The 24,923-nt window shown below is 36.1% G+C and carries 18 protein-coding genes and 1 tRNA gene; 11 read left to right on the top strand and 8 right to left on the bottom strand.

The genetic code is table 11. The features are described from left to right. Position 1: 1 nt before the first annotated feature. Both ACY2LT_RS09765 and mrdA read right to left on the bottom strand, forming a co-directional pair. Positions 2 to 1,954 (bottom strand): T9SS type A sorting domain-containing protein, encoded by a 1,953-nt coding sequence (locus ACY2LT_RS09765; RefSeq protein ID WP_491815433.1) that lies wholly within the window; start codon positions 1,952 to 1,954, stop codon positions 2 to 4. 20 nt (positions 1,955 to 1,974) lie between these two features. Continuing rightward, positions 1,975 to 3,870: a penicillin-binding protein 2 gene (gene mrdA, locus ACY2LT_RS09770; protein WP_491815434.1), complete on the bottom strand. Its 1,896-nt coding sequence runs from the start codon at positions 3,868 to 3,870 to the stop codon at positions 1,975 to 1,977. A 242-nt stretch (positions 3,871 to 4,112) separates the two neighbouring features. Here mrdA and ACY2LT_RS09775 point away from each other — a divergent pair, with 242 nt between their 5' ends. The 4 genes from ACY2LT_RS09775 (at position 4,113) to pckA (ending at position 12,218) form a co-directional block, all read left to right on the top strand. Further along, entirely contained in the window at positions 4,113 to 6,998 is a 2,886-nt protein-coding gene (locus ACY2LT_RS09775; protein ID WP_491815435.1) for a TonB-dependent receptor, read from the top strand. A gap of 34 nt (positions 6,999 to 7,032) precedes the next feature. Further along, a complete protein-coding gene (locus ACY2LT_RS09780; protein WP_491815436.1) occupies positions 7,033 to 9,057 on the top strand; it encodes a beta-helix domain-containing protein in 2,025 nt (674 codons plus the stop codon). A gap of 291 nt (positions 9,058 to 9,348) precedes the next feature. Continuing rightward, positions 9,349 to 10,566 (top strand): pyridoxal phosphate-dependent aminotransferase, encoded by a 1,218-nt coding sequence (locus ACY2LT_RS09785; RefSeq protein ID WP_491815437.1) that lies wholly within the window; start codon positions 9,349 to 9,351, stop codon positions 10,564 to 10,566. Next, the gene (pckA, locus tag ACY2LT_RS09790) at positions 10,563 to 12,218 is read left to right on the top strand and encodes a phosphoenolpyruvate carboxykinase (ATP) (RefSeq protein WP_491815439.1); all 1,656 of its coding nucleotides are present in this window, start codon (positions 10,563 to 10,565) and stop codon (positions 12,216 to 12,218) included. Before ACY2LT_RS09785 ends, pckA begins: the two co-directional genes overlap by 4 nt. A 219-nt stretch (positions 12,219 to 12,437) precedes the next feature. Here the strand turns inward: pckA and ACY2LT_RS09795 are convergent. Both ACY2LT_RS09795 and ACY2LT_RS09800 read right to left on the bottom strand, forming a co-directional pair. After that, positions 12,438 to 12,511: transfer RNA gene (locus ACY2LT_RS09795), tRNA-Ile, on the bottom strand. A 79-nt stretch (positions 12,512 to 12,590) separates the two neighbouring features. Continuing rightward, positions 12,591 to 13,370: a hypothetical protein gene (locus tag ACY2LT_RS09800; RefSeq protein WP_491815440.1), complete on the bottom strand. Its 780-nt coding sequence runs from the start codon at positions 13,368 to 13,370 to the stop codon at positions 12,591 to 12,593. A 143-nt stretch (positions 13,371 to 13,513) separates the two neighbouring features. Here ACY2LT_RS09800 and speB point away from each other — a divergent pair, with 143 nt between their 5' ends. Together speB and ACY2LT_RS09810 are read left to right on the top strand one after the other, a co-directional pair. Next, positions 13,514 to 14,407, top strand: a complete 894-nt coding sequence (gene speB / locus ACY2LT_RS09805; protein ID WP_491815441.1) for an agmatinase — start codon at positions 13,514 to 13,516, stop codon at positions 14,405 to 14,407. Between the two features lie 2 nt (positions 14,408 to 14,409). Beyond that, positions 14,410 to 16,371 carry a monovalent cation:proton antiporter family protein gene (locus ACY2LT_RS09810; RefSeq protein ID WP_491815442.1) on the top strand — a complete coding sequence of 654 codons (1,962 nt, stop codon included), beginning with the start codon at positions 14,410 to 14,412 and terminating at the stop codon, positions 16,369 to 16,371. Here the strand turns inward: ACY2LT_RS09810 and cysS are convergent. Beyond that, on the bottom strand, positions 16,368 to 17,834 hold the full coding sequence (gene cysS, locus ACY2LT_RS09815; RefSeq protein WP_491815443.1) for a cysteine--tRNA ligase: 1,467 nt from the start codon (positions 17,832 to 17,834) through the stop codon (positions 16,368 to 16,370). The genes ACY2LT_RS09810 and cysS overlap by 4 nt on opposite strands. Positions 17,835 to 17,955: 121 nt before the next feature. Here cysS and ACY2LT_RS09820 point away from each other — a divergent pair, with 121 nt between their 5' ends. From ACY2LT_RS09820 to ACY2LT_RS09830, 3 genes are read left to right on the top strand one after another with little or no spacing between them, the layout of a single operon-like run. After that, positions 17,956 to 18,540 (top strand): RNA polymerase sigma factor, encoded by a 585-nt coding sequence (locus ACY2LT_RS09820; RefSeq protein ID WP_491815444.1) that lies wholly within the window; start codon positions 17,956 to 17,958, stop codon positions 18,538 to 18,540. After that, complete coding sequence (locus ACY2LT_RS09825) at positions 18,537 to 19,718, top strand: anti-sigma factor family protein (RefSeq protein WP_491815445.1); 1,182 nt, start codon at positions 18,537 to 18,539, stop codon at positions 19,716 to 19,718. The genes ACY2LT_RS09820 and ACY2LT_RS09825 overlap by 4 nt, the downstream gene beginning before the upstream one ends. Next, the gene (locus tag ACY2LT_RS09830; protein WP_491815446.1) at positions 19,718 to 20,452 is read left to right on the top strand and encodes a hypothetical protein; all 735 of its coding nucleotides are present in this window, start codon (positions 19,718 to 19,720) and stop codon (positions 20,450 to 20,452) included. Before ACY2LT_RS09825 ends, ACY2LT_RS09830 begins: the two co-directional genes overlap by 1 nt. Here the strand turns inward: ACY2LT_RS09830 and ACY2LT_RS09835 are convergent. Further along, positions 20,432 to 21,289, bottom strand: coding sequence for a CHAD domain-containing protein (locus ACY2LT_RS09835; protein ID WP_491815447.1), 858 nt, complete (start codon positions 21,287 to 21,289; stop codon positions 20,432 to 20,434). The genes ACY2LT_RS09830 and ACY2LT_RS09835 overlap by 21 nt on opposite strands. A 91-nt stretch (positions 21,290 to 21,380) precedes the next feature. Between ACY2LT_RS09835 and ACY2LT_RS09840 the strand changes: the two genes are divergently transcribed. Both ACY2LT_RS09840 and ACY2LT_RS09845 read left to right on the top strand, forming a co-directional pair. Continuing rightward, positions 21,381 to 22,286, top strand: coding sequence for a hydroxymethylglutaryl-CoA lyase (locus tag ACY2LT_RS09840; RefSeq protein ID WP_491815448.1), 906 nt, complete (start codon positions 21,381 to 21,383; stop codon positions 22,284 to 22,286). A 131-nt stretch (positions 22,287 to 22,417) separates the two neighbouring features. After that, positions 22,418 to 22,933, top strand: a complete 516-nt coding sequence (locus ACY2LT_RS09845) for a hypothetical protein (RefSeq protein WP_491815449.1) — start codon at positions 22,418 to 22,420, stop codon at positions 22,931 to 22,933. 1 nt (position 22,934) lies between these two features. On the opposite strand, the gene ACY2LT_RS09850 is transcribed toward ACY2LT_RS09845, so the two are convergent. Together ACY2LT_RS09850 and ACY2LT_RS09855 are read right to left on the bottom strand one after the other, a co-directional pair. Further along, positions 22,935 to 24,158, bottom strand: coding sequence for an MFS transporter (locus ACY2LT_RS09850; protein ID WP_491815450.1), 1,224 nt, complete (start codon positions 24,156 to 24,158; stop codon positions 22,935 to 22,937). Beyond that, complete coding sequence (locus ACY2LT_RS09855; RefSeq protein WP_491815451.1) at positions 24,158 to 24,865, bottom strand: dolichyl-phosphate beta-glucosyltransferase; 708 nt, start codon at positions 24,863 to 24,865, stop codon at positions 24,158 to 24,160. Before ACY2LT_RS09855 ends, ACY2LT_RS09850 begins: the two co-directional genes overlap by 1 nt. Positions 24,866 to 24,923 lie beyond the last annotated feature (58 nt).

Consider the following 24,923-nt stretch of genomic DNA (forward strand, 5'->3'; position numbering starts at 1 on the left):
ATTACTTTTCGATTATTAATTTTTTTAGATAATCATTATTTTTCAATTTAAATAATATGTAATAGTTACCCGAACTAATACTATCAACATAAATTCTAAACGTTTTTTCTTCATTTATGTTGTATTGCCCAACCAACTGACCTACGCTATTAATAATCGTAACTTGAGAAATTTCCTCGTCCGATTCTATGTTAATGTAGTTATTAGCTGGATTTGGATAAATCTTTAATCTCATATTGTCTTTTTCATTGACTGTCGATAAATTCAGTGTAGTAAATGAATAAACCGGCGACCATCTTCCTTGCGAACCAGTGTAGGCGCGCACTCTCCACCAATAGCGTGTGTTTTCTTCCAATTGCTCAGTTGGAGTGTAAGTTGTATCTGTAAGCTCAGTAATATCAAGTACTATACTGTTGAAATTTGAAGTTTTGCTTATTTGAATACGATAGTTTGCCGCATCTGTTTTCTGCCAGACGAATTGGGGAGTGAGTGAAATGTTTGTCGCTTCATTTTCAGGACTGTATAATAATGGGGCAGAGGGTGCTTGTTCGCTGACATTGAACATATACATTTCGCTCCATCCGCTATTTACATATCCAGAATATGCCATCACTCTCCAATAATAAGTATTTTGAAGTTCAAGATTTACACTTAATTTATATGTTGTATCTGTGATATTTCCTATTTCAATAATTGGATTTCCCTGAGCTTTTTCGTTTGTCCAAATCTGGAGCTTATATAAAGCCTGATTTGATTTTGTCCAAACAAATGTAGGCTGACGAGGAGTTTTCAAATTCCCGTTTGTCGGTTGCAATAGTATTGGCTTTTCATAGAAATTTGCAGCACTCGTAAAATTCCACACTTCACTCCAGTCGCTTTGTTCAGTAAGGGAAATAGCTTTTACCCGCCAATAATATTTTGTCGATACTTGCTCTAACTCAACTGACAATAGCGTATCATTCACTTCTTTTGCGAATACAATATTTGAAAAGTTTTCATCGTTGCTTATTTGCACTTCATAGCGAATCGCTTCGAATACTTTTGAAAATCTTAATTCTACACTTCTGCCAAAACCATTACTATTATTCGGTGGGAATAATAGGTTCGGCGACTGAATTTCATTGCTCAAACTAATGAAATGAACTTTACTTGCACCCATTTCAGGGATTGCAAGAATGTTGTTTATTGTGTCGATTAATATATCCGCTGGTCCGTTCAATGGTCCATAAACAAGTGTCGGTGGCTCTGTTAGATTTCTGTCATATTTGTATATACCACCCAAATTATTATTTCCCCAAGCAGATACATAGTAATTTCCTTCTTTGTCTCTTGCTATTCCATCTAAATAACTCAAGCTCGAATTACGGATTACTGAAATCTGAAACGTTTCCAAACTTAACGCATAAATCAAAGCATTTGGTTGATAAGAAACAATCAGTATTCTATTGTTTTCTTTATCGAGTACCATCCCGTTTGCATTGGACATCTGTCCTAAAAAAGATAATTGCTCAAATTCGTCTGGTTTGCTTGCTTTTACTTTAAAAATATTGGCTTGATAAGTATCTGAAATGTATATATAGCCTTTTTCATCAGCAACAATATCGTTTAAAAAAAGGTTAGTCAGTCCAAGTGGTGTCGAACCAACTATTGTTCGGGATGTTAAATTGATGTAATACAACTTGTAGTTGTCTGCAACGAAAAGAGTATCTCCTACTATATACATTCCTTTCGGATCTTGCAGCTGATTGACTGCAATTAAATATTCCAGAGTTCCATTAGAACTGCGTTTGATAATTTGACCATCATAAACACCCTGCACTCCAACATTAGAAATATAATAGCAATCACGTTTCTGATCGTAAACAACACTTTCCGGTTGTGCATATTTTTGCGAAAGTGCACTACCAAAGCTAAATAACAACAAACATAAAGAAAATAAATAAATATTTTTCATATGAACACCTATTATTATTGCTAATGATTAATATCTTCATGCAAGGCTGCTTGGCGAAACTCACTTTCCACTTCAGTATCCTCACCAGGAATACTGTCCTCCTGGGATGGATCTTTTGGAACGTAAATCTTATTCTTATCGAATGTTTCAGGATGGAAAAATGCTTCGAGCAGCTGTTTAGCAATTGGTGCGGCAACCGCTCCTCCAAATCCGGAATTTTCAGCTAATACAGCAAGCACTATTCGGGGATTTTCCTTTGGTGCAAAGCAAACAAACCAGGCATGGTCTTTCCCGTGCGGATTTTGTGCAGTTCCTGTTTTTCCACATACTTCAACCGTAGACATCCTCGCATACGAAGCTGTTCCTCCCGGTGCGTTCACAACGTCAAACATTCCATCCTTAATAATCTTGAATATTTTTTTGTCAATTGGTAGTTTTCTTGATGAAAAAGCTACTGGTTCAATCTTATTTGAAATGTTATTCGAGATAGCTCTCACAAGATGAGGTTGATAATATGTGCCTTCGTTTGCAATTGCTGCCGTGTATGCTGCCATTTGAAGTGGTGTAACAAGTATTTCTCCCTGACCAATGCCAAAATTGACAAGTCTTCCCGCAGATGCTCCACCTTTCCCATATACTTTTTCTAACCACTCCACTGTTGGAAGTCGTCCCGACTTTTCATTCGGCAAATCAATAAATGTCTTTTGTCCAAATCCGAACATTTTACCATATTTTTCTAAGTTTTCCATTCCGATTTTCAGACCTAACTGATAGAAATACACATTGCACGAAGCTTTTATTGCACTGCGAACATTTACTGCTCCATGTGCTCCATGGCATTTATACGACCTGTTGCCAAAAGTAAAGCTGCCGGGACAATATATCGTTGTATTTTCATTGACTATTCCTTCGTTCAGTGCTGCAATGGCTACAAGCATTTTCCAGGTCGAACCTGGTGGATATTGTGATTGTATCGCTCTATGCAATAGAGGACTCCAGGGATCTTCTGATAACTGTTTGTATAAATCGGCAGGAACACGCCCACTGAAAGCTCTTGGGTCGTAATCAGGTTTGCTTGCAAGAGCTAATATTTCTCCATTCTGAGGATCAAGTGCAACTACTGCTCCTCGCTTGCCTTCTAATAATTTCTCTGCAAGCTCTTGTAATTTTATATCTAATGTTGTGTATAAGTCAAATCCGTTGTTTGGGGGAATATCTTGTTTTCCATTATCGAAACTTGCTACTCTCTGTCCGAACTTGTTTACAGCAACAAATTGTATTCCTTGCCGTCCTCTCAAAAATGGATCGTATGTTTGTTCAATGCCGGATTGCCCGATAATATCTCCCGGACGCAAGTATCTGTGCTTTTCCAATTGTCCGCGTGTAACTTCTCGTGTATATCCAAGTAGGTGAGCCATATTCCCTTCGAATTCATATAGACGCTTTGGTTCAATTATCACTTCAACACCCGGTAACTCATCGCTGTTTTCTTCAATTTTGCTTACTACTTCGAAAGGTGCATCTTTCATTATTTTTACTGGCTCAAAAGGTGAGTAGTTTTTATTCTTTTCAAGTGTGCTGATAATTTCTTCTTCGCTAATTCCTATTAGTTTCGACAAATAGGGAATAAGATCTCTATCGAATTCGTATGGGGTGATAGTAATTGAAAATGAAGGTTCATTATGCACAATCAATAATCCATTCCTGTCGAACATATTTCCTCTGAACGGGGCAATCCTAATCTGCTTGATTGCTTGCGTTTGACTAACGTCTAAATATTTGCTACCTTGAAGCAATTGCAGTTGAGCCAACCTGAAAATAAACATTCCGGCAGCAAAAATTATTGCTAATTTAAATACTTTCCTGATTGAACCACTGCCAAAACTTTCTGAGATATTTATCGAACTCTTCATCATTAACTATATTATTAATACTACTACAAAAATACTAAAATTTTACTACAAAATATTCTTTTTGGATTATTAACATAAAATTAACTGTTTTTCTGAAACAGATTATATTTCAAGCATTTCCATATTCGCCACAAGTTCACTCATTATTAACTTTCCGTTTATTATGACTTCATTTTAAAAAGGCAATTTTGCCTATCTGAAAAAAGGTATTTATAAAAAAATCACAACCGGAGGAGTTTTAAATTATGTATTATTTTATTAAAAAAATATTGTTGTTTTCACTTTTGATGATTGTGTGCCTTTCGTCTTCTCTTTTGGCTCAGTCTAAGGCTTCTATTTCTGGTAAAGTTATTGATGAAGAAAGCGGAGATGTGCTCCGTCGTGCCTCGGTTCTAATCCTTGGGAAAAAAATTGGAGCCTACACAGATACTAAAGGTGAATACAGAATTTTGAACTTGCCAGCAGGTGTTTATTCTATTCAAGTAAGCTACATTGGATACAATACAAAAACTATCGAAAATATTGAACTTAAAGAAAATCAAAATTATATTCTCAATATTGTTCTTTCCTCTGCTATCAAGAAAACCGACGAAGTTGTCATTGAAGCTCGTCGCGAGTTGAACAATGAAGCCGCTATTCTCGCTCAACGTAAAAACTCATCTCAAGTTAGCGATGGAATTAGTATTGAAGAAATCAAAAGAACACCTGATGGTGATGCCGGTCAATCTTTAAGACGTGTTTCCGGCGTTACTCTCGTTGGTGATAAATTTGTCTATGTCCGTGGTGTAAGCGAACGTTATAATAATACTACTCTTAATGGAACTGCTTTGGCAACTACCGAACCCGATAAAAAAGCATTTTCGTTCGATATGTTCCCTGCAGATTTCCTCCAAAATGCTAATGTTGCTAAATCCTTCACTCCTGATTTACCCGGAAACTTTGCAGGTGGTTTGGTTCAGCTTAACACTGTCGATTTTCCATCTTCACGTAGCTTTAAAGTTAGCTTCGGCACTTCAATGACCGATAACCTTACTTTCAATAGAAAATTTATTACTTACAACGGTGGTAAAAGAGATTGGCTTGGTTTTGACGATGGAACACGGGAACTACCCAAAAATTTCCCTAAATCACCGCAGGATATGAGAAATCTCTTTACCCGTCTTCGCTCTGACGACGAAAATGTTCTCAAACAAGCTCAAAACGAATGGGTTGAAATCAGCCGTTCATTAAATCACAAATCTTGGAAACGCGATACCATCAAAGCGCCTCTCAATGGCTCAATCAATATGTCTTACTCTGATATTTATCGTATTGGCAATTCTGAAATTGGTATTATCGCTAATGCACTATATGGCAATTCATACTCTTATGATGAAATTTTCCGTGCTACTTTAGAAAGTAGTGGTAATGTATATAATTTCAACCGTGGCACAGTCTCCACTTTTTCAACAAATTTAGGCGGTATGTTCAACTTCGCTTTAAAATTAGACGACAACAATACATTTTCGATAAAAAACACTTATAATAATTCTTCTGATGATGAAACTACAATTATGCTTGGTAGAAAAGATCAGGTTATCACTCGTCAATATGGTTTCCAGTTTGTTCAAAAGACTTTATTTGCTACTCAATTAACAGGTGAACATAATTTATCGTTTTTGAATAATTCATTTTTAGACTGGAAATTTGGATATTCCAACTCCAAACGAGACGAGCCCGATTTCAAACGTGTTCGCTATTCCAAAGCTAACGAAGATAATCCTTGGCATATTGATATATACGACTTAAGTGGAAATGGCTATCAAGCTGGTAGGTTCTTCTCGAATCTTAATGAAGATGCTTTCTCCGGTGCTTTGAACTTTTCATTGCCTGTTAGCACACTAAAATTAAAAACTGGATTGCTCTTCGAAAACAAAAAACGTGATTTCAATGTCCGCTCGCTCGTGATTAACAAAGGTACTTTGATGATGAAGTACTATTATGATGATGATTTTAATTACATCGTTCCAAATTGGGGCGACGAGGACTTCTACAATAACGATTTTCTGCTCGAACCTGAAGAGATTTTCTCAAATCCTGATAATTTCCAGCCGTCTCGTCTTGGTATTGGCGAAGAAACTAAACCAACCGATTCATACAAAGCAAATGAAAACCTCCTTGCTGGCTATCTTATGGTAGATATCCCATTCGAAATTGCTGGCAATAAATTAAGAGTAATCACTGGTGCTCGCATTGAAAGTAGCAATCAGAAACTTATGAGTCTATACCCAATTGCTTCCAACAACACCGACTCAACTTTTGTTGATGAAAGTTACGTAGATATTCTTCCTTCTTTCAATTTAATATATCAGCTCACTAATACAATGAATTTGCGGCTCTCGGCAAGTCAAACCCTTACTCGTCCATCTTTGCGTGAATACGCTCCGTTTATTTTCTACGACTTCTATTTCCAGGGCGACGTAGCTGGCAATCCGAATTTGAAACGCTCGCTTATCAGAAATTTCGATCTGCGTTGGGAAATGTTCCCAAATCCCGGAGAAGTCATTTCAGTTTCGCTTTTCTATAAATCTTTCAAAAATGCTATCGAAGAATCTGTTATCGGTACTTCAAGCAACTATAAACGAACTTTTGCTAATGCTAACGGGCTCGCTACTAATTATGGTGCAGAACTCGAAGTTCGTAAAAATCTTGGATTCGTTTCGGACTGGACTCGCTATTTCTCGCTTAATTTCAATTTCGCTCTTATTAATTCTGATATTACAGTCAGACAAAATAATGCTGAAGATCGCCGAACTATGTGGGGGCAATCACCGTATTCTTTGAATATAGGCTTGTTCTATTTCCATCCTGAATTGGGAACCTCTGTCAATACAAGCTATAATATTGCTGGTAAAAGAATTATTCAGGTTGCTGATATTACTCGTTATCCTGTTAGCGACCCACACGTTTACGAAATGCCGAGAAATGTTATCGATTTATCTATTTCACAAACAATTTTCAACACTCTTGATATAAAATTTGTTGCTAAGGATATTCTTAACGAGAACATAACTTGGAAACAAATGGGACACAATGTTCTTTCAACTAACAAAGGTCGTTCTTTCTCATTTGGAATAGGATATAAGCTCTAATATATATTTTTGTTCACTTAATAAGGATTATCTGATGAAAAATGCTTTATTTCTTGCAGTTGCTTTTCTTTTTGCCTATGCGTTGAATGCTGCTGAACCTTCTTTGACTATCAAAGATCCAAAAGCAAATTCAACTTACCGCGTAGGTCAAACAATTACTGTATCCTGGGATACTTTAACCAAGTCAGGTGAACGTACCTGGGGAAAAACTTTCGAATTTAAATGGTCCGAAAGTCCAAATGGTCCTTGGAATTTATTAGCTCTTGCAAAGAATGCTAAATCTTATAAAGATGTTGCAAGTAGTAATGCAAACGCTGCTTCGGGCAGAACTGTTATTACTTTACCAAGAAAACCTCAGGTATGGATTAAAATGAACGAAGTAGATAATGAAAACCTCTATGGAATTCAAGGTCCTATCAATGTATATACTCCTCCTCCAGCAACTGCAGACTCACTTATTGGTGGAAGCTTAACTAATACAATTACTTTAAGTGCTTCAAAAATTTATCAATTGAAAAAAGTTCTTTATGTTGAAGATGGTGCTACTTTAAGAATAGAGCCAGGAACAATTATTCTTGGCGACCCTAATGATGTTTCAGCAATAGTTGTTAAACGCGGTGGTAAAATCTACGCCAAAGGAACACCTTCAAAACCTATCGTGATGACCTCCGGATTTGCTCCCGGTAATCGCGACCGTGGTGATTGGGGTGGGCTTATCATTGCTGGTAAAGCTTCTACTAATCTCGGCGAAGCAGCCATCGAAGGTGGTTTAGATGTAAAATATGGTCCAATTGGCGGAGTTGCCGACGATAACGATTCAAGTGGTGTTGTTCAATATGTTCGCATTGAATTTGCTGGTATTGCAGAATCTCCTGATAACGAACTAAATTCGCTTACACTGGGTGGTGTCGGTCGCCGCACTGTTATTAGCCACGTTATGGTTTCATATGCTGGCGACGATGCTTTCGAATGGTTCGGTGGAACTGTTAATGCTAAATATTTGATTTCCTATAATACTATTGACGATGATATGGATACTGATAATGGCTTCCGTGGTAAAGTGCAACACTCTCTTATTGTTCGTTTCCCAGATATTGCAGACCAATCAAACTCCGAAGCTTTTGAAAGTGATAACGATTCCAAATCGTCGTATAATACTCCTTACACTAACCCGATTTTCTCAAATATTACTGTTGTCGGTCCTCTGGCTGATACAAGTTGGACAGTCGGAACAGGTGCTAATAAATACCATTCCAAACATCTCACAGCTGTTCAAATTCGCCGCAATAGCCGTATGAACCTTGTTAATTCGGTTATTATGGGCTATAATGCTGGTGTCGAACTTACTAATAACAATACCGTTCTTGCTGCTTCGAATGATTCAATTATGGTTCGTTTTAATGATTTCTATGGAATTAAAAACAATAAATTCTTCTATTTTGGTAGTGGCACTAATCCGCAAGGAAATGTTGATGCTAATTGGCTTGCTAAAACAGAATACGGAAATAGATTTATAAATCAAGCCGGTCCGGTTGCCGCTTATGCAAAAGTGCCCGGTGCTTTCCCTGGAACAACTGCTGTATTTAACCCACTTCCAGAAACCAATGCAGACTATCTTAATAATGCTAATTGGGCTGCTTCGAATGCCGCTACTACTCTAAATGACCCATACTTCGATAAAGTTTCATATCGTGGTGCTTTCAATACTGAACGCTGGGACTTACCTTGGGCAGAATACTCTCCTGTAAATAAAGTTTATACAAGTATTAATGATGATTATTCTACAACTTTAGTCCCACAATTCAAAGCCGAAGCTGCTCCTCTTCCTGCAAATGATTATACAGTTGTTACTTACGTTTTGCCTGAAAGTGGCAATACCACAGTCCGCATTGTTGATGCTACAGGTTCAGTAAAATCAATTTTCTTTGAAAATCAATTCCAAAATGCTGGCACTCATCAGTTTATGCTCAATTCCTCTCAACTTTCTACTGGTGTTTACTACCTTCAAATTGTAACTGCTAAAGGCATTTACACAATAAATATCCCGGTTGTGAAATAACATTTCACACCTTTTTTCAGAAGCCCGGTTGAAAAATCGGGCTTTTTTTATTATCAGCAATCTATTTTGCTGAATTTCATTTTTTTTTTTCATTGAAAATTATAATATTTGCTTTTTTATAAATGTGATTTATATAACGAATTGAATTTTATGAATATATTTCGCTTCAAATATTCGCTTCCTCTAAAGTTTATCTCTTCTGATACTGCTTAATTAGCGTTTTTTAACTGTTTGACAATATTCCCTAATTCATAATAACTTTATTTATATAATTTATTGGAGTATTTTTTTATGAGTATTAGTTTAATAGGAAAATCAATTTCAGAATCAGCCACCCTTCGACTTAACGAAATCGCTGCTGTTCTTCGGGCAAAAGGTGAGCCCGTAATTCATCTTGGTGGTGGTGAGCCCAAAACCAAAGCACCGCTCGATGCGATTCTTCAAGCTGTTTCTTTGCTAAATAGTGCAGAAGTTCGTTACACCCCTGCCGATGGAATTCCCGAACTCAAACAAGCTGTTATTAGATATACTCAGGATTTCTACGATAGAAAGGTTGAACCCGAAAACGTCATTATCTCCGGCGGTGCTAAGCAAGCCATTATGGTTGCTCTCCAGGCAATACTTAACCCTCAGGAAGAATGTATCTTCCCGGCTCCTTACTGGGTTTCTTATCCTGAAATGTGCAAACTAATTGGTGCAGTGCCTGTCCCGGTATATCCGGAAGATGGAAGTTTTTATCCAAGAATGCAGGATATTGAACGGGTTGTTACTTCCTACACTAAATGTGTTATCATAAATAGCCCGAACAATCCAACCGGAGCAATGTATTCAGAAGATTTTATCCGCGATATCGTTGAATTCTGCGAAAAACGCAATCTCTATTTGATTATGGATGATATTTATCATCGCTTGATTTTCGACGGACGTAAACCAATTAATTGCTATGAATATGCTAAAGATTTGGGTGAAAACTCCAAATTAATCCTTATCAATGGTATTAGCAAGCAATATTCTATGACCGGTTTCCGTATCGGATGGGCTGTCGCTAATAAAAACCTAATTCGTGTTATGACTAACATACAGGGACACCAAACTTCCGGTCCAAGCGTTGTGCTTCAAAAAGCTGCAGTTGGTGCTTTGAATGGAACTCAATCAGGTGTTGAAAACCTTCGCCGAACACTTGAAAATAATCGCAATGTGATGATGGAACGATTAAATGCTTTTGAGGGTGTTCGTGCTTATAAGCCCGATGGCACTTTCTATTGCTTTGCTGATTTTAGCCATTACGAAAAAGATTCCCGCAAGCTTAGCGAATTCCTTCTCGAAAAAGTTCGCGTCCTGACTGTTCCCGGTATTGAATTCGGTATGGATGGTTTCTTGCGACTCTCCACTTGCGGAACTATTAAAGATATTACAGAAGGTATTGAACGCATTAAATGGGCTTTAGACCCGAACTCACCTAACGAACTTTATATTGGTGAACGTAAATTAGTGAGGGATTGGCTATGAAATATTTAGAATTTCCAACTCCAGCCTCCAAACACGCACGTGAATATGCAAGCGATTTCAAACTTGCTAACCACGGACTTCAGCATTTAGATAGAGTTTATTGGAATTTGCCAACTCCTGCTCTCATCGAAGAAGCTGTCTTTCGTGGCGAGGGTCATCTTACTTCTGGCGGTGCTCTTGTGGTAAACACTGGTAAATGGACTGCTCGCGCTGCCAACGATAAATTTATCGTTGATGAAGAACTTACTCGTGATAAAATTTGGTGGGGTGTATATAATCGTCCGGTTACCCAAGAAAATTTCAATTCTTTGCTCACTCGCTTGTTGGCATATTGGCAGGGCGAAGAGCTCTTTGTTCAGGATTGCTACGTCGGAGCCGACCCAAATTATCGTATGCCAATTAGAATAGTTACTGAATATGCTTGGCAAAGCCTTTTTGCTCGCAATATGTTTATTCCGATCGAAAATCGCGATGCTTTAAAGAACCACGTTCCTGAATTCACACTGTTTGCTGCTCCATCATTCAAAGCCGACCCCAAAATTGATGGCACACGAACCGAAACCGCTATGGTAATTAATTTTGCAAAACGTATGGCTATTGTCGCTGGCAGTATGTATGGCGGCGAAATTAAGAAAACTATCTTTACAGTTATGAATTTCCTTAAACCACTCGAAAATGTTATGGCTATGCACTGCTCAGCAAATGTTGGAAATGATGGTGGTGTAGCTCTGTTCTTCGGGCTTTCAGGTACTGGTAAGACAACTCTTTCTGCCGACCCTCGCCGTAAGCTTATTGGCGACGACGAACACGGGTGGAGCGACGAAGGCGTTTTCAATTTCGAAGGGGGTTGCTATGCAAAAGTTATTCGCCTTTCTGCCGAACACGAGCCGGAAATCTATTCATGTACTCGCCGCTTTGGAACTATTCTGGAAAATGTTATCTACGACCCGGCTTCTCGCAAAATTGATTTGGACGATGATATGCTTACTGAAAATACTCGTGCATCGTATCCGCTCGACTTTATTCCTAACTCTCTGCCTGAAAAGATGTCACGTACTCATCCAAAAGACGTGATATTCCTTACTTGCGATGCAACTGGTGTGCTCCCTCCAATTGCTCGTCTCGATATGAACCAGGCTATGTATCATTTCATCAGTGGCTACACTTCCAAAATTGCTGGAACAGAAATCGGGCTTGGTATCGAACCAGAAATTACTTTCAGTGCCTGCTTCGGCGCACCTTTTATGGTTCATCATCCATTCTATTATGCTAATTTGTTGCGTAGCAAAATGGAAAAACACGGCACTCGTTGCTGGCTTGTTAATACCGGTTGGGTTGGCGGAAAATTTGGTGTTGGCAAACGTATTAGTATTCGCCATACCCGTAATATGCTTAATGCTGCTTTAGACGGTTTGCTCGATAATGTTGAATACAGAACTGATAAAGTTTTCGGTTTCCGCGTTCCACTTACCTGTCCGGGCGTTCCCGATGATGTGCTCGAACCATCTAACGCTTGGGGCAATAAAGACGAATACTGGAGCAAATACGATGCTCTTGCTGCTCGCTATATCGAAAACTTCAAATTGTTCGAAAGCGGTTGCCCCGATGAAGTCAAAAAAGCTGGTCCTCAACGCATCGTTCGAAACTATTAATCCACTCTTATATATTTCTATGGCTGTCCATTGATATTGGACAGCCATTTTTATTTAATCTGAGTTAATAGTAATTCTAAATATTTCTAATTCTTTTATAGAAATGTAATGTGTTTCAACTGATAATAGAATTTATTTCAGAAGTGGGAAAATCAACAACATCTTTATTTACTTCATACTTAAACAAAAAAACTGCCGTTTCGAGGCAGTTTCTTTTTGTGGGCCTGGAGGGACTTGAACCCCCAACCGACGGATTATGAGTCCGGCGCTCTAACCAATTGAGCTACAGGCCCCCTTATTTTTACCTATGAAATCTCGTTATATAGATATTTCATAGACTACAAAAATAATAAAAAATCAATAAAATACAAATTAATAATTAAACAATCCTAAGTATATGCCTATCTGCAATCCTAATCCATTACTATTCATATTATTTGGCGTATTTTTCAGTTCTGCATCTTTATTAAATGTCCATTTTTTATCTACCAATGGATTATCAAAAGTCAGGTTATAATGAACATTTGCACGTATCATTGCGAAATTGGTAACCGCATATTCAATACTCAATTGTGGCTGAACCATCATAAATTTGTTTTCAATTCTGTTCATTTTAGCTGAGCCAACTATAATGTTATCAACGTCTTTCCAGTCAATTGTAGTGGGCGTCTCTGTCGTTTCAAGAATATAATTTCCCCACCCAAAATTAACACCCGGAAGCACAGCCAGACTTTTTATTGGCACTATTCCATAATCAATCGAAAAACCGTTAATTGCCACTTTTAGTTCAGCAGTTCTTTTCAAATTTGTAGAAGAATTTTCTTTTTCCGAAATTTTGCTCCCACTTACTCCATAAAAGCCAAGTCGGGTGTTTGGGATAACAACTAACCCTGTAAATCCATGCACCCCGCCTAACGTGAATATTCCGCTAAACTCATCTAAACCAAGCTTATCAGCAACATATTTGTTGAGTTCATCATAATTTAGCGTCAAAAAAGTAAGCTGATAACCAGCTCCGACCGAAAAATAAGGATTGCTTTCGCTTTTCAATGGCTCAGTTTCGAATGAATAATTATCCAACTCGTCATCTTGCGCTAATATGCTTGAAGTAGCTAATAATACAAATAATAATAAAAATAATACTTTTTTCATTTTTCCCTCAGATTAATTTATTTGTCATATCTTTAACGAATTAAATAAAATCTTTAACGAATTAACTACTGAATTAATTTATTAAATAAATGATAAAGACTTCATTTTCGTTAATATAATTTTGTATAAATTGGCAAATAGATATGAAAACTAAGAATATTTCTGAAAATTTCCTTGCAATTGAAGAAGATTTCTCATCTTATGACAACTCTCAAATTGTTGTTCTCCCAGTGCCTTACGAACATACTACAAGCTACGGACAAGGCACCTCTCTCGGACCCGAAGCCATTATTGCTGCTTCTCACTATGTCGAATTTTATGATGAGGAATTTAACAGTCAGCTTTGCTTTGATAAAGGTATTGCAACGCTTTACCCAATTGAATTTAATGGAAAATACGACAAAGAAGCATTGGATTTGATTGAACAAACCGTTGATCAACTCCTTGCTGATGGCAAATTTGTGGTTACTCTTGGTGGCGAACACACAATTTCTACTGCTCCTATAAAATCGCACTTCAAAAAATATCCAGATATGTCGATTTTGCATTTCGATGCTCATTCAGATTTACGCGAAAATTATGAAGATAATCCATACTCTCACGCTTCTTTTATGCATCGGGTTGTGGAATTTTTTGGCACTAATAATATTACTCAGGTTGGTATTCGTGCCCAATGTATCGAAGAAGCCGATTTTATCAAACAAAATAATATTAATACTTTCTACTCTTGGCAAATTCGTAGAAAAATCTGGGGTGATAATTGGCAGAAAGCTGTTGCCGACACCCTTTCAGAAAACGTTTATGTTACATTCGATGTCGATTGTTTCGACCCTTCTCTTATGCCATCAACAGGCACTCCCGAACCCAACGGACTTTTCTATGCTGAAGTATTAGATATTTTCTACGAAATGCAAAAGCAAAACAAGAAAATCATCGGCTTTGATGTTGTTGAACTGGCTCCGATCGATGGATTGCACCACCCCGACCTTACCACTGCCAGCTTGGTTTATAAATTAATGCACTATTTGAAATTTTAGCTATGGAACACCATCTTTTAAAAGACTTATTAATTATTATTAGCACTTCGATTTTCGTTGTTTTTTTGTTCCATAAGCTCAAATTACCTTCAATCGTTGGTTTTCTGCTCACAGGTATGCTTATCGGTCCTTTTGGATTGAAGCTTATCTCTGATTTGTCTCAGGTGCAACTTATTGCAGAAGTAGGTGTTATATTAATTCTGTTTTCTGTTGGTATAGAATTTTCCTTAACTAAGCTTTTTGCTATCAAACGGAATGTGTTCGTTGGTGGTGGATTGCAAGTTGGTATTGCAATTGCATTGTCTGTTTTTCTCTCTTCTTTTTTGAATTTTAACCTTAATCAGGCAATTTTTATTGGTTTTTTAATTGCTCTTAGCTCCACTGCTTTGGTGATGAAAATTATTTCTCACCGTTTAGGCACCGATAGCCCGTCGGGAAGGCTTTCTTTGTCTATTTCAATTTTCCAGGATTTGGCAATTTTGCCAATGTTTTTGTTCATTCCGCTTCTTGTAGGTGGAGAAATAAAAATTGAGGAAGAAATTATTATCCTTTTGGGAAAAACTTTGTTTATTGTCGGTTTTATCTTCGTTTCTGTCAAATATATAATGCCAAATTTGATTTTTCATATTGCTAAAACTCGTATCAAAGAACTGTTTATCCTTGTCATCTTGTCTATTTGCATTATTACAGTATGGATTTCTTCTTTAATCGGAATTTCTCTCGCACTTGGTGGATTTATTGCCGGTCTTGTCATTTCTGAAACTGAATATAGCGAAGAAGCATTATCAAACATTGAACCCTTCAAAGAAGTTTATGCAAGCTTTTTCTTCGTTTCTGTCGGAATGCTTCTTGATATAAACTTTCTTCTTCATAATTATGGCATTGTTCTTTTAGCACTGTTTTTGTTAATTACAATTAAGTTCATTTCTGCATTTGTCCCATCTTACTTGCTTACCAAAAGCATTCGGGCATCTGTTCTAACCGGCTTGACAGTCGCTCAGATTGGGGAATTTGCATTCGTTTTGGCAATTACTGGTATTTCATTCGGTCTTATCGATGATTTCACTCACCAGCTTTTTCTTGCTACAACTGTTCTTTCTATTACAATTAATCCTATTATGATTGAACTCGGAATGCTTCTGATTAATAATTTTTCAGAGAAATATAAAAAAGATAAATCCATCGATAATGAAACCCACAATATTTTCAATCTTACTAATCACCTTATAATAATTGGGTTCGGACTAAACGGAAGAAACTTAGCCGCCGCTGCTAAGTTTGCTAATATCCCTTATTCTGTTATTGAAATGAATCCCGTAACCGTCAGAGAAGAATCCAAAAAAGGAGAAAGAATCATCTTTGGTGACGCAACTCGCGAACTTATTCTTTCCAAAGCTGGTATAGCTACTGCCAAAATCGTCGTCTCAACTATCCCTGACCCCATTGCTGAACGTGCAATCGCTAAGTCTGTCAAAAGAATGAACCCAAATGTTTATCTGATTATTAGAACTCGCTACGACAGAGAAATGGAGCCTCTTTATTCTCTGGGTGTTGATGAAGTTATTCCGGAAGAATTTGAAACTTCCATTGAAATTTTTTCCCGCGTTTTGCATATCTTTAATGTCCCTTCCGAAGATATTGAAAAATTCGCTAATTATATTCGTGGAAATAGATATGAACTGTTTAGAAATATCAAAAAATCCATCAAACATAAGGTGTTTCTTTCTAAGTTAAGCAACCATCGAACTTATGCAACAAAAGTAAACAAAAATTCTTTCCTTGACGGCAAATCTTTGCTCGAATCTGATTTACGCGGCAAATACTCAACAGCTATTATCGCTGTTCAGCGTTCCTCGGAAGTTATAATAAATCCCCCGCCTGATTTCCGCCTTCAATCGGGGGATATTATTCTGTTATTCGGTAGCGTTGAGAATATCGAAATAGTAAGAAAGGTGATTAGTTAGCCTTTTGATATTTCGTAACCTTCTTTTGTGTCTTTTATCGAATATCCCATTTCTAATATTTTGTTCCTGATTTCATCGGCTCGCTTAAAATCCTTCGCTTTTTTCGCCATTAATCTATCTTCAGCTAATTTTAGCACTTCTTGTGGAATTTCTTCTTTAATTTCTTTTCGTTCAGATATTTCCCAAGCTTCATAAATTTCATTTAATTGCGACATAACAGTTAATAATTTTCTTGCATCTTCCACACTGATTTTATCAACCTCGTTTTCATTAATGAACGAAAACAACGCTGCTAATGCTTTCGGAGAATGCAAATCATTTGCAAGCTCTGTAAATATTCTATTCTGCAATTCAAGGGCTAAGCCTTCAACTTTTTCATCCGCAATCCCAGCAGTTTTCTCCCATAATTCGTAAATATATTCCTGTACCTTCAATCTTGCTTTCCTGCCTGCACTTATTCCATCAAAAGTAAAATTATATTTTGATGAATAATGTGCCGATAGCATTGCAAAACGAATATCTATTGGGTCTAACCCTTTGCCTATTAAGTCTCTGAGAGTAAAGAAATTCCCAAGCGATTTGCTCATCTTTTCGCCTTCTACTTCTAAAAATTCATTATGGCACCAAAACGCTGTCGGTTCAATGCTATATCCAGCCTTGCTTTGTGCAATTTCATCCTCGTGATGCGGGAATTTTAAATCAACTCCACCTGTATGTATGTCAAATGGCAACCCTAATAACTCATACTCCATAGACGAACATTCGATATGCCAGCCGGGACGTCCCGGATAGTTTGTCCCATCTATGTAAAAATCCCAGTACGGTTCGCCTTCTTTGTGTGCTTTCCACAAAACAAAATCGCTTGCTTGCTCTCTTTCGTATTGATCAGTATCAATTCTATATCCGCTTTTGAAATTATCAAAATCAATTTTATATAGTTTCCCATAAACATCAACTTTTCGCCAGGCAGAAACATCAAAATATACAGAGCCTTCTGAAATATAAGCAAAGCCATTTTTAATTATTTTCAATATCAATTCTTGCATAGCATCAATATATTCCGTCGCTCTTGGCATAGAATAAAAGTGCTCTTTTTTTATGCCTAACCTCGAAATATCCTCAATAAATGCATTCAAATAATAATCCGTGAATTTTCTTAAATTTTCTTTAGGATCTTCTGTTTGTTCGCCCATTTCGTTCTTCCACTCTCGAGAACCAACCTGACTATCGCGTATCGTTTTATCATCTATGTCTGTTATATTCATCACCCATCGCATCTTATATCCACCCACAACTCTTAATACCCTTTGCAGAAAATCTGCAAATAAAAATGCTCTCATATTGCCTATATGTGCGTAATTATAAACTGTTGGACCGCAAGAATACATCCTTACTTCATTGTCTTTGATTGGTGCAAATTTTTCTACTTTTTTTGTTAATGAATTATATAACCTGATTTCCATTATTAATTATTCGAAAAATATTTAACATTCAATAAAATTAGCAATTTTTTATGAATTATTAGTTTGAAATTTTGTGAAATTTTTTTGTTACTTTTATGCTGTTCGATTGTTTTTCTATTAAATGAATAGTGATTTAAAAAATATTAAAGATGAGCAACTTTTTTTGCTGATGGCAAAAGAAGACAAACTCTCGTTTCTTGCTTTCGAAGAATTATACAATAGATATTCATCGAAAATCTATACTTATATAAGAAAAATTTTAAATAACTCACCAGCTTCGGACGACATTTTTCAAGAAACATTTATTCGTTTCTATGAATTTTCAAAAAAATCCAAAAATATGACCAACGTAATTGGCTTCTTGATAAAAACTGCAAGAAATCTGTGCCTTAACGAAAAAAAATCAAAAAATTCAACACATCTGGATATTTCTAATTTTAACTTCGCTTATTACGACAAATCTTATGAAAATAAAGAAATTAACGAGCTTGTTGATATCGGATTAGATGCTCTTCCCGAAAAATACCGGGAAGTTTTGGTATTGCGCGAGTTTATGGACTTTTCTTATCAGGAAATTGCCGATATTCTCGGTGTTTCTATGCCGGTTGTTCGAATACGTATCTTTCGTGCTAAAAACAAACTGAGAGAATTTTTGGCACCTTTTTTAAACGAAAATGAAAAAAACAAAATTGGTAAAATAAAATGAATGACTTTCTAAATATTAATTATTCTGAAAAAATTGTCGCCTTCCTCGATGGTGAACTTGACGCCTCCGAACGCGAAAGCCTGTTTCTTACAATGGCGTCAAGTCCTCAATTGCAGGAAGAGATGCGACAGCAAATCATTATCTCTCAAACTTTGAAAAAGTCTCTCTTATCGCCACCAGAGACTTTGAAACAAAATATTTTTGCTGCTATCGGGGCTACTTCTGCCGTAGCACCTGATGTTCCTAAAACATTTTATTCGAAGTTGCTTAATAAAAGATTAACTTTGATTTTGTCTTCGCTTTTGCTTCTACTTATTCCTTTCGTTTATTATCAATTCTTTGATAATAAACAGTCGCAAGATAATACCACTCTTGCGTCAACTCCTGCGAAATTTGATTTACCAAAAGAAATTCCTCAAACGGGCTCTTTTAGTGTGGATGATAAAGTGCTACCCAAACATCTTACTAAATTCAATAGTTCACAAGTAACATCAGTTCCTCTGAGAAACTTCAATCCTGTTCCATCTCAATTGAGAGAACTATCAAAAGTTGATGAAGAAGGTGCAAATCTACCCGCTGATAATAATGTATTTTTTATTGACATAAGTAATTTTGTCGAGCCCAATTCTAACTTGTTGTTCAACAACAATAAGCGTTTTTCACAGATTCTCGAAAATGCATTTACAAAAACCGAATTTTTAGATAAGCTTTCGATGCAAATCCGTTTTTTCGAAGCTAAAAACTTTGTGAATACTAACGTTAAGCCTATTAGCGAACCAATTCTAAATAATTTTGGTTTTGCAATTATCTATGATCTTGACACCAAAAATTCTGTTGCGATAGAACTCGGACAAGAAGACTTTGTGCAGAAATTCAAAGGCTATTTAGATGAATTCCCTTCGTTGATAAAACAAAACTACACTGCTTTTTGGGCAGGGGCATCCTATCAATACACTTTCGAAGATTACAAATCTGTTAGCCCTTTTGTTCGTGGGATGATTGGCGGAACTCGTATCGGACCTGTTTCTAAAATTATTATTGGAGGTAAGTATTACTTATCCAACAAAATCTATGCTTTTGTTGGTTTAGAAAATACTGGGCTGTTCTATGAGTTCCAGAATAAATGGTATTCATCTCTGAAAAGTGGATTATCCGGAGGACTATCAATTAAATTCTGATGTCAATTCTGCTGTTTATATTGCTTGCTTTTGCTATTTATGCTTGCGATAGCCCAATTGATATTCAAGCGAATCGTGAGATTTTGGACTTACGCAAAAACGGCGATTCAATTTTTGCAATTATTCCGGATAATGTTGATTTAGATGATCTCTTGTTTGGGAAAAGTGCATCCATTTCATTAAAAGTTGAAAATTTTTCTAATAAATATCTGTTGCTTAAAGAAATAATAATCAAAGGTAATAAAAACAACTATCAGTTCAATAATCCAGTTACTCTTAATCTATCTCCGCTATCAAATGATAGCATTGTTTTTACAATCAATCCATCTAAGTTTGGATATTTTACGGATACTTTGTTCTTTCGGGAATATTTCCGCCCATTTTTGCTTACTCATTACCGAGTCCCACATATTTTTTCCTCTGATTTAGATTTTGGGAATGTTCAGGTGGGGTCAATGAAACTAAGCACTCTTAATCTCTACAATTTTTCTTCGAATGAAGTATTTATTGATAATTTCTCAATTATTGGTGATTCTTCTGTTTTTAAAATTGAAAATCTAAGCCCCAAAAGCTTTCCTATTTCTATCCCGGCAAATGGCACTCCTCGGCAACTTATTGTGAGTTTCCGTCCTACTGCATTAAAGAAATACGAGGCGAATTTTATCTTTAGCTTTGAAGTAAATAACGGTGCTGTCGTAGATAATATTTCCAAATTAGTTGGGAACGGCATTTGACTTTATTTCCCAAAATTTATAGACATCGTCTTTCTTTTCAATAAATTTTAAAACTGCCTCTGTTTTAATCCCAGCTGCATCCGATAGCAACTTGCTGGCTTGGTTGTATTTCTCACTCTTTTTTAAATATACTAATATGCAGTTATTTAGTATTTCGCTATCCTGTATATCTCCAAGCAATGTTTGATATTTCCCCAATTCTTTACTCGAAATACTATTCTCAGTAACAATTTGTTGCAAGAATTCATATAAATAGCGGAATTTCTTGAACTTAATTCGAAATTTATGAATTGTCTCAATTTTCGCTATATCAATATTTTTAAATTTATTCATTGCTTGCTTATACTTTTCGTCAATTGCACCAATTAAATCTTCAGCCGAAATTATCACATTTTTTAGAGCATTTCGCAACTCCAATTCAAAAAAGAAGAATAATCCTTCTATTTCCGTTAAATTTTCCTGAGTAAATAACGGCTGCAACTTCTTGATTATTCTTTTCTCATTCTTATTTAAATAATTAATGAACAACAACCAATATTCATTGCTTATTGCCTTTGCTTTGTGATTCTCTATCAATATTTGAATGTCTCTGAGTTTGGAAAGTTTCTTGAAATAGAATTTCAATATTTTTACTAAATTCAAGCCATAGGTTGAATTAACTTTACTCAAAATAAATTCTACCAATGTAATTATTCTTCTTGAACATACCCGCAAATCATGAATTGTATCATTCTTAAATTTTTTCAAAGCACTATTGTATAGACTAATATAAGTATCAGTCAATAATTCATATCTTTTTTGAACTTCATCAATAAATATTGTATCTTCAATTTTCATAATTGTTCAAACTTTTATTAATTTCTATTATCAATTTAGTAATAATTTGTTTATTTAATATTTTGTGTTTGTTAATTATAAAAGGATTTGTATGAAAAATATTTTTATTCACGAAGTTGGGATGCGTGATGGTTTGCAAATGGAGAAATCCGTCGTCCCAAAAGAAAAAAAACTCGAATGGATCGATCAGTTAGTAAATGCAAATGTTGATATTATCCAGATTGGCTCTTTTGTTAATCCACAAAGAATGCCCCAAATGGCAGACACAGACGAGCTTTTTCTTGAAATCAATCAAAAATATGCAAACACAAAGCACCCAATCTTTTCCGGGCTCGTCCTTAACGAAAAAGGATTAGAGCGGGCAATCAATTCCGGCGTTGAACTTATTTGTATGGGAGTTTCTGCAAGCGAAACCCACAGCCAGAAAAATACTGGTATGACTACTTCAGAAGCTCTTCAAAGAATTTTGTCTATGGCACAACAGGCTAAATCCGCCGGTTTTGCTGTTCAGGTGTCTGTTCAGAGTGCTTTTGGATGTGGCTTCGAAGGTCGGGTGCCCAAAGAACGCGTTTTATCAATCATTGACAAATATTTAGAAAATGGTTTATTCAAAATTTCACTCGCCGATACTGCCGGACACGCTTATCCACAGCAGGTTGAAGACTTGTTCGGTGAAATAAAGAAGCGTTCCGATAAAACTGAACTTACTTGCCATTTTCATAATACATACGGTCTCGGTATGGCTAATATCTATGTTGCAATGCAAATGGGTGTCGAATATTTTGAAACTGCATTCGGAGGATTAGGAGGCTGCCCGTTTACCAAAATTGCTTCAGGTAATGTCTCTACAGAAGATTTCCTTCATTACTTGCATAGATTAAACTTGCGAAAAGATATTATTATTTCTCAAATTGTTGATTTAGCAAAACAAGTCTCCGAATTCTTTGGCAAAACACTTCCCGGTTGCGTTTATCAGGCAGGAACCTTAAACTACTAATCAACTAATTTTGTATCCCAAAACCGATGTGTTTACCGTTTCGCAGGTAAACACATTTTTTTATTTTATCGATTTTACAATAATTTATGTTTATGAGCGATAAACAAAATATAATTATTAAGGATTTTATAATGAAACTTTTTTACATTTTGCTATTTGCAATTTCGTTTTTAGCGTTTTCCTGCAATGACGATAAAAACGAACCAACTAATCCCGATGATAATCTTACTGGCGACAAAGACAGGCTTTATGTAAAGTTTGTCAATAATCAAGAGTCGATGTATACTATTACTTCTTTGCAATATAAAAATGCTGGTTTAGTTTCATCTGGATTGAACCCAACCGGAGAATGGAGCGATAACTTGCTTAAAACAAACCAAACTCTTAAACCCGGCGAACATACTTTTTTCTTAATTAATATTCCTCGTCAATATTGGGCTGTTTGCAGAATTGGAGTTTATGATTCTGTATCTAAGCAAACTATATTTATTAACGACCAGCCGGGATTTAGTGATTATTGGATAAAACCTACAATGACTCATTGGGGTGGCGACAGCAGAACTGTAAAGGTAACCCTTGTATTTAGAAACGATGAGAATATGATTGTGCCTACCTCTTGGAGTGATTGGACTGGCATTGAAGAATAATTTATCTGACTTTTGCCCAAATTGATAGTGATATTAAGATAACTCCTGAAGCAACAAATGTCCACACCATATCAAGGTGCGAAACAATAATACTGCAACTCAGATAACTTAGCAAAGCACCTAATAAATTTGCTGATGAGGCAATCCCCATTATCCCACCTTTGTTGCTTTCATCAGCGCGATAACTTAGTGCGGAATACAAACTTGGTGCAATTGCAGCAAAAAATACACCCACCGTTGCTCTGATTGGAAATAACCAGAGATAATGATTAGAAATCACGTGAAGCAATGATGCCAATCCAGCTACAAACACAGCAGGCGAAAATATCTTGCTATAAGCAGTTGTATCATTCTTTCTTCCCCAGTACGGAGCAAAAATAATACTGAATATTCCAACAGTTGCTACTAATAGTCCTGTGATTGTTGATAGAATACTTTGTGGTGCTCCAAGTCTTGCTACATAATATGGGAAAATTGGATTTGATAGTAATATCGCCAACTGCGATAATATAATCAACAAGATTATTTTCGACATTTCTCCGTTGTGGATCACCATTTTTAAGTTATCTAAAACTTTGCTTTGAGTGCTTGTTACTTCCACTCTTTGTTCTTTTACGCATCCAATAATTAATATTCCGCTGATAACGCATAATATAGCTACAATTATAAAAACGCTTCTGACTCCGCTTGCATCGGATAGTATTCCTCCGAAAAATGGTCCTATTATTATTCCAGCCGAGGATGCACTTTGCAATATGCCAATTGCATATCCATTGCGATTTTTGGGAGTGTTCTTGCTTACAAACGCAAGTGCTGCAGCAATAAAGCCGCTCGATGCTCCTTGAAAAATCCTTAATGCAAATAATTGATAAACGTTTATCGAAAATCCCATCAGAAATACTGCTAACGCTAAACCGAAAATTGCCCGAATTACCATTTTTTTCTGCCCGTATCTATCCCCAAGCATTCCCCACACAGGAACAGCGAATATCGACAAAAAATATGGTCCTGCAAATACCATACTGCTCCAAAATTTTGCCTGCACGGGGTCTTTTATCCCCAATTCCAGTACAAATAACGGAAGAAATGGCACAAGCCCATTCATCCCTACCATTGCAATAAACTGTGCAATTGCAAGAATGATTAAATTACGCTTCCATAAATTATCGTTGATTGGTCTGAATAAAATTTGACGAATTTTTTTGAATTTATTCAATAAATCCATTATTTCAAATCCGAATGAATTCTTCTGATTTTGAGAATTTCTGCAAACATTTTTATACTATCCCTTATCGGGCTAACAGTTGTTCTTTCGTCATTATACCATTCTACTCCCACTTCTTTTATCTTATAATTCAATTTTTTCGCTAAAAATAATATTTCGACATCAAACGAAAAACCGTTGATTTGTGCTCGATTAAAAATATCCACTGCTGCTTGTTCACGAAAACATTTGAAACCACATTGTGTATCCTTTATTCCTTTTACTACAAGCATCTGAACAATTTTATTGAATGTTTTGCCCATAAATTCTCTGTAAAACGGCTGGTGCTTCTTGATTAATCTATAATCAACTGCTCTTGACCCTATGCAAACATCATATCCATCTTTAAGATATTTTTTTAACTTATCTATTTCATATATAGGTGTAGATAAATCTGCATCAGTAAATAATCTATACTCTCCATTTGCAGCAAGCATTCCTCGCCGGACTGCCGCCCCTTTCCCATAATTTTTCCCATCACTTATTACCTTCACATCTTCAAAACTTTTGGCAACTTCGATTGTTTTGTCTTGCGAACCATCGTCCGAAACAATAATTTCATAAGTTAAATTTGTGTTTCTTAAATACTGTGTGATTAGACTTAGTGTATTTCCTAATCTTGCCTCTTCATTATATGCAGGTATTATTACCGATAATTCTGGTTTCATAATCAATATTTTTATTCTTGCTTAATTTACAAAAATAAGTTATTTTTTCTTTGTGTTT

It is taken from the genome of Eximiradius proteiniborus (genome assembly GCF_058546985.1).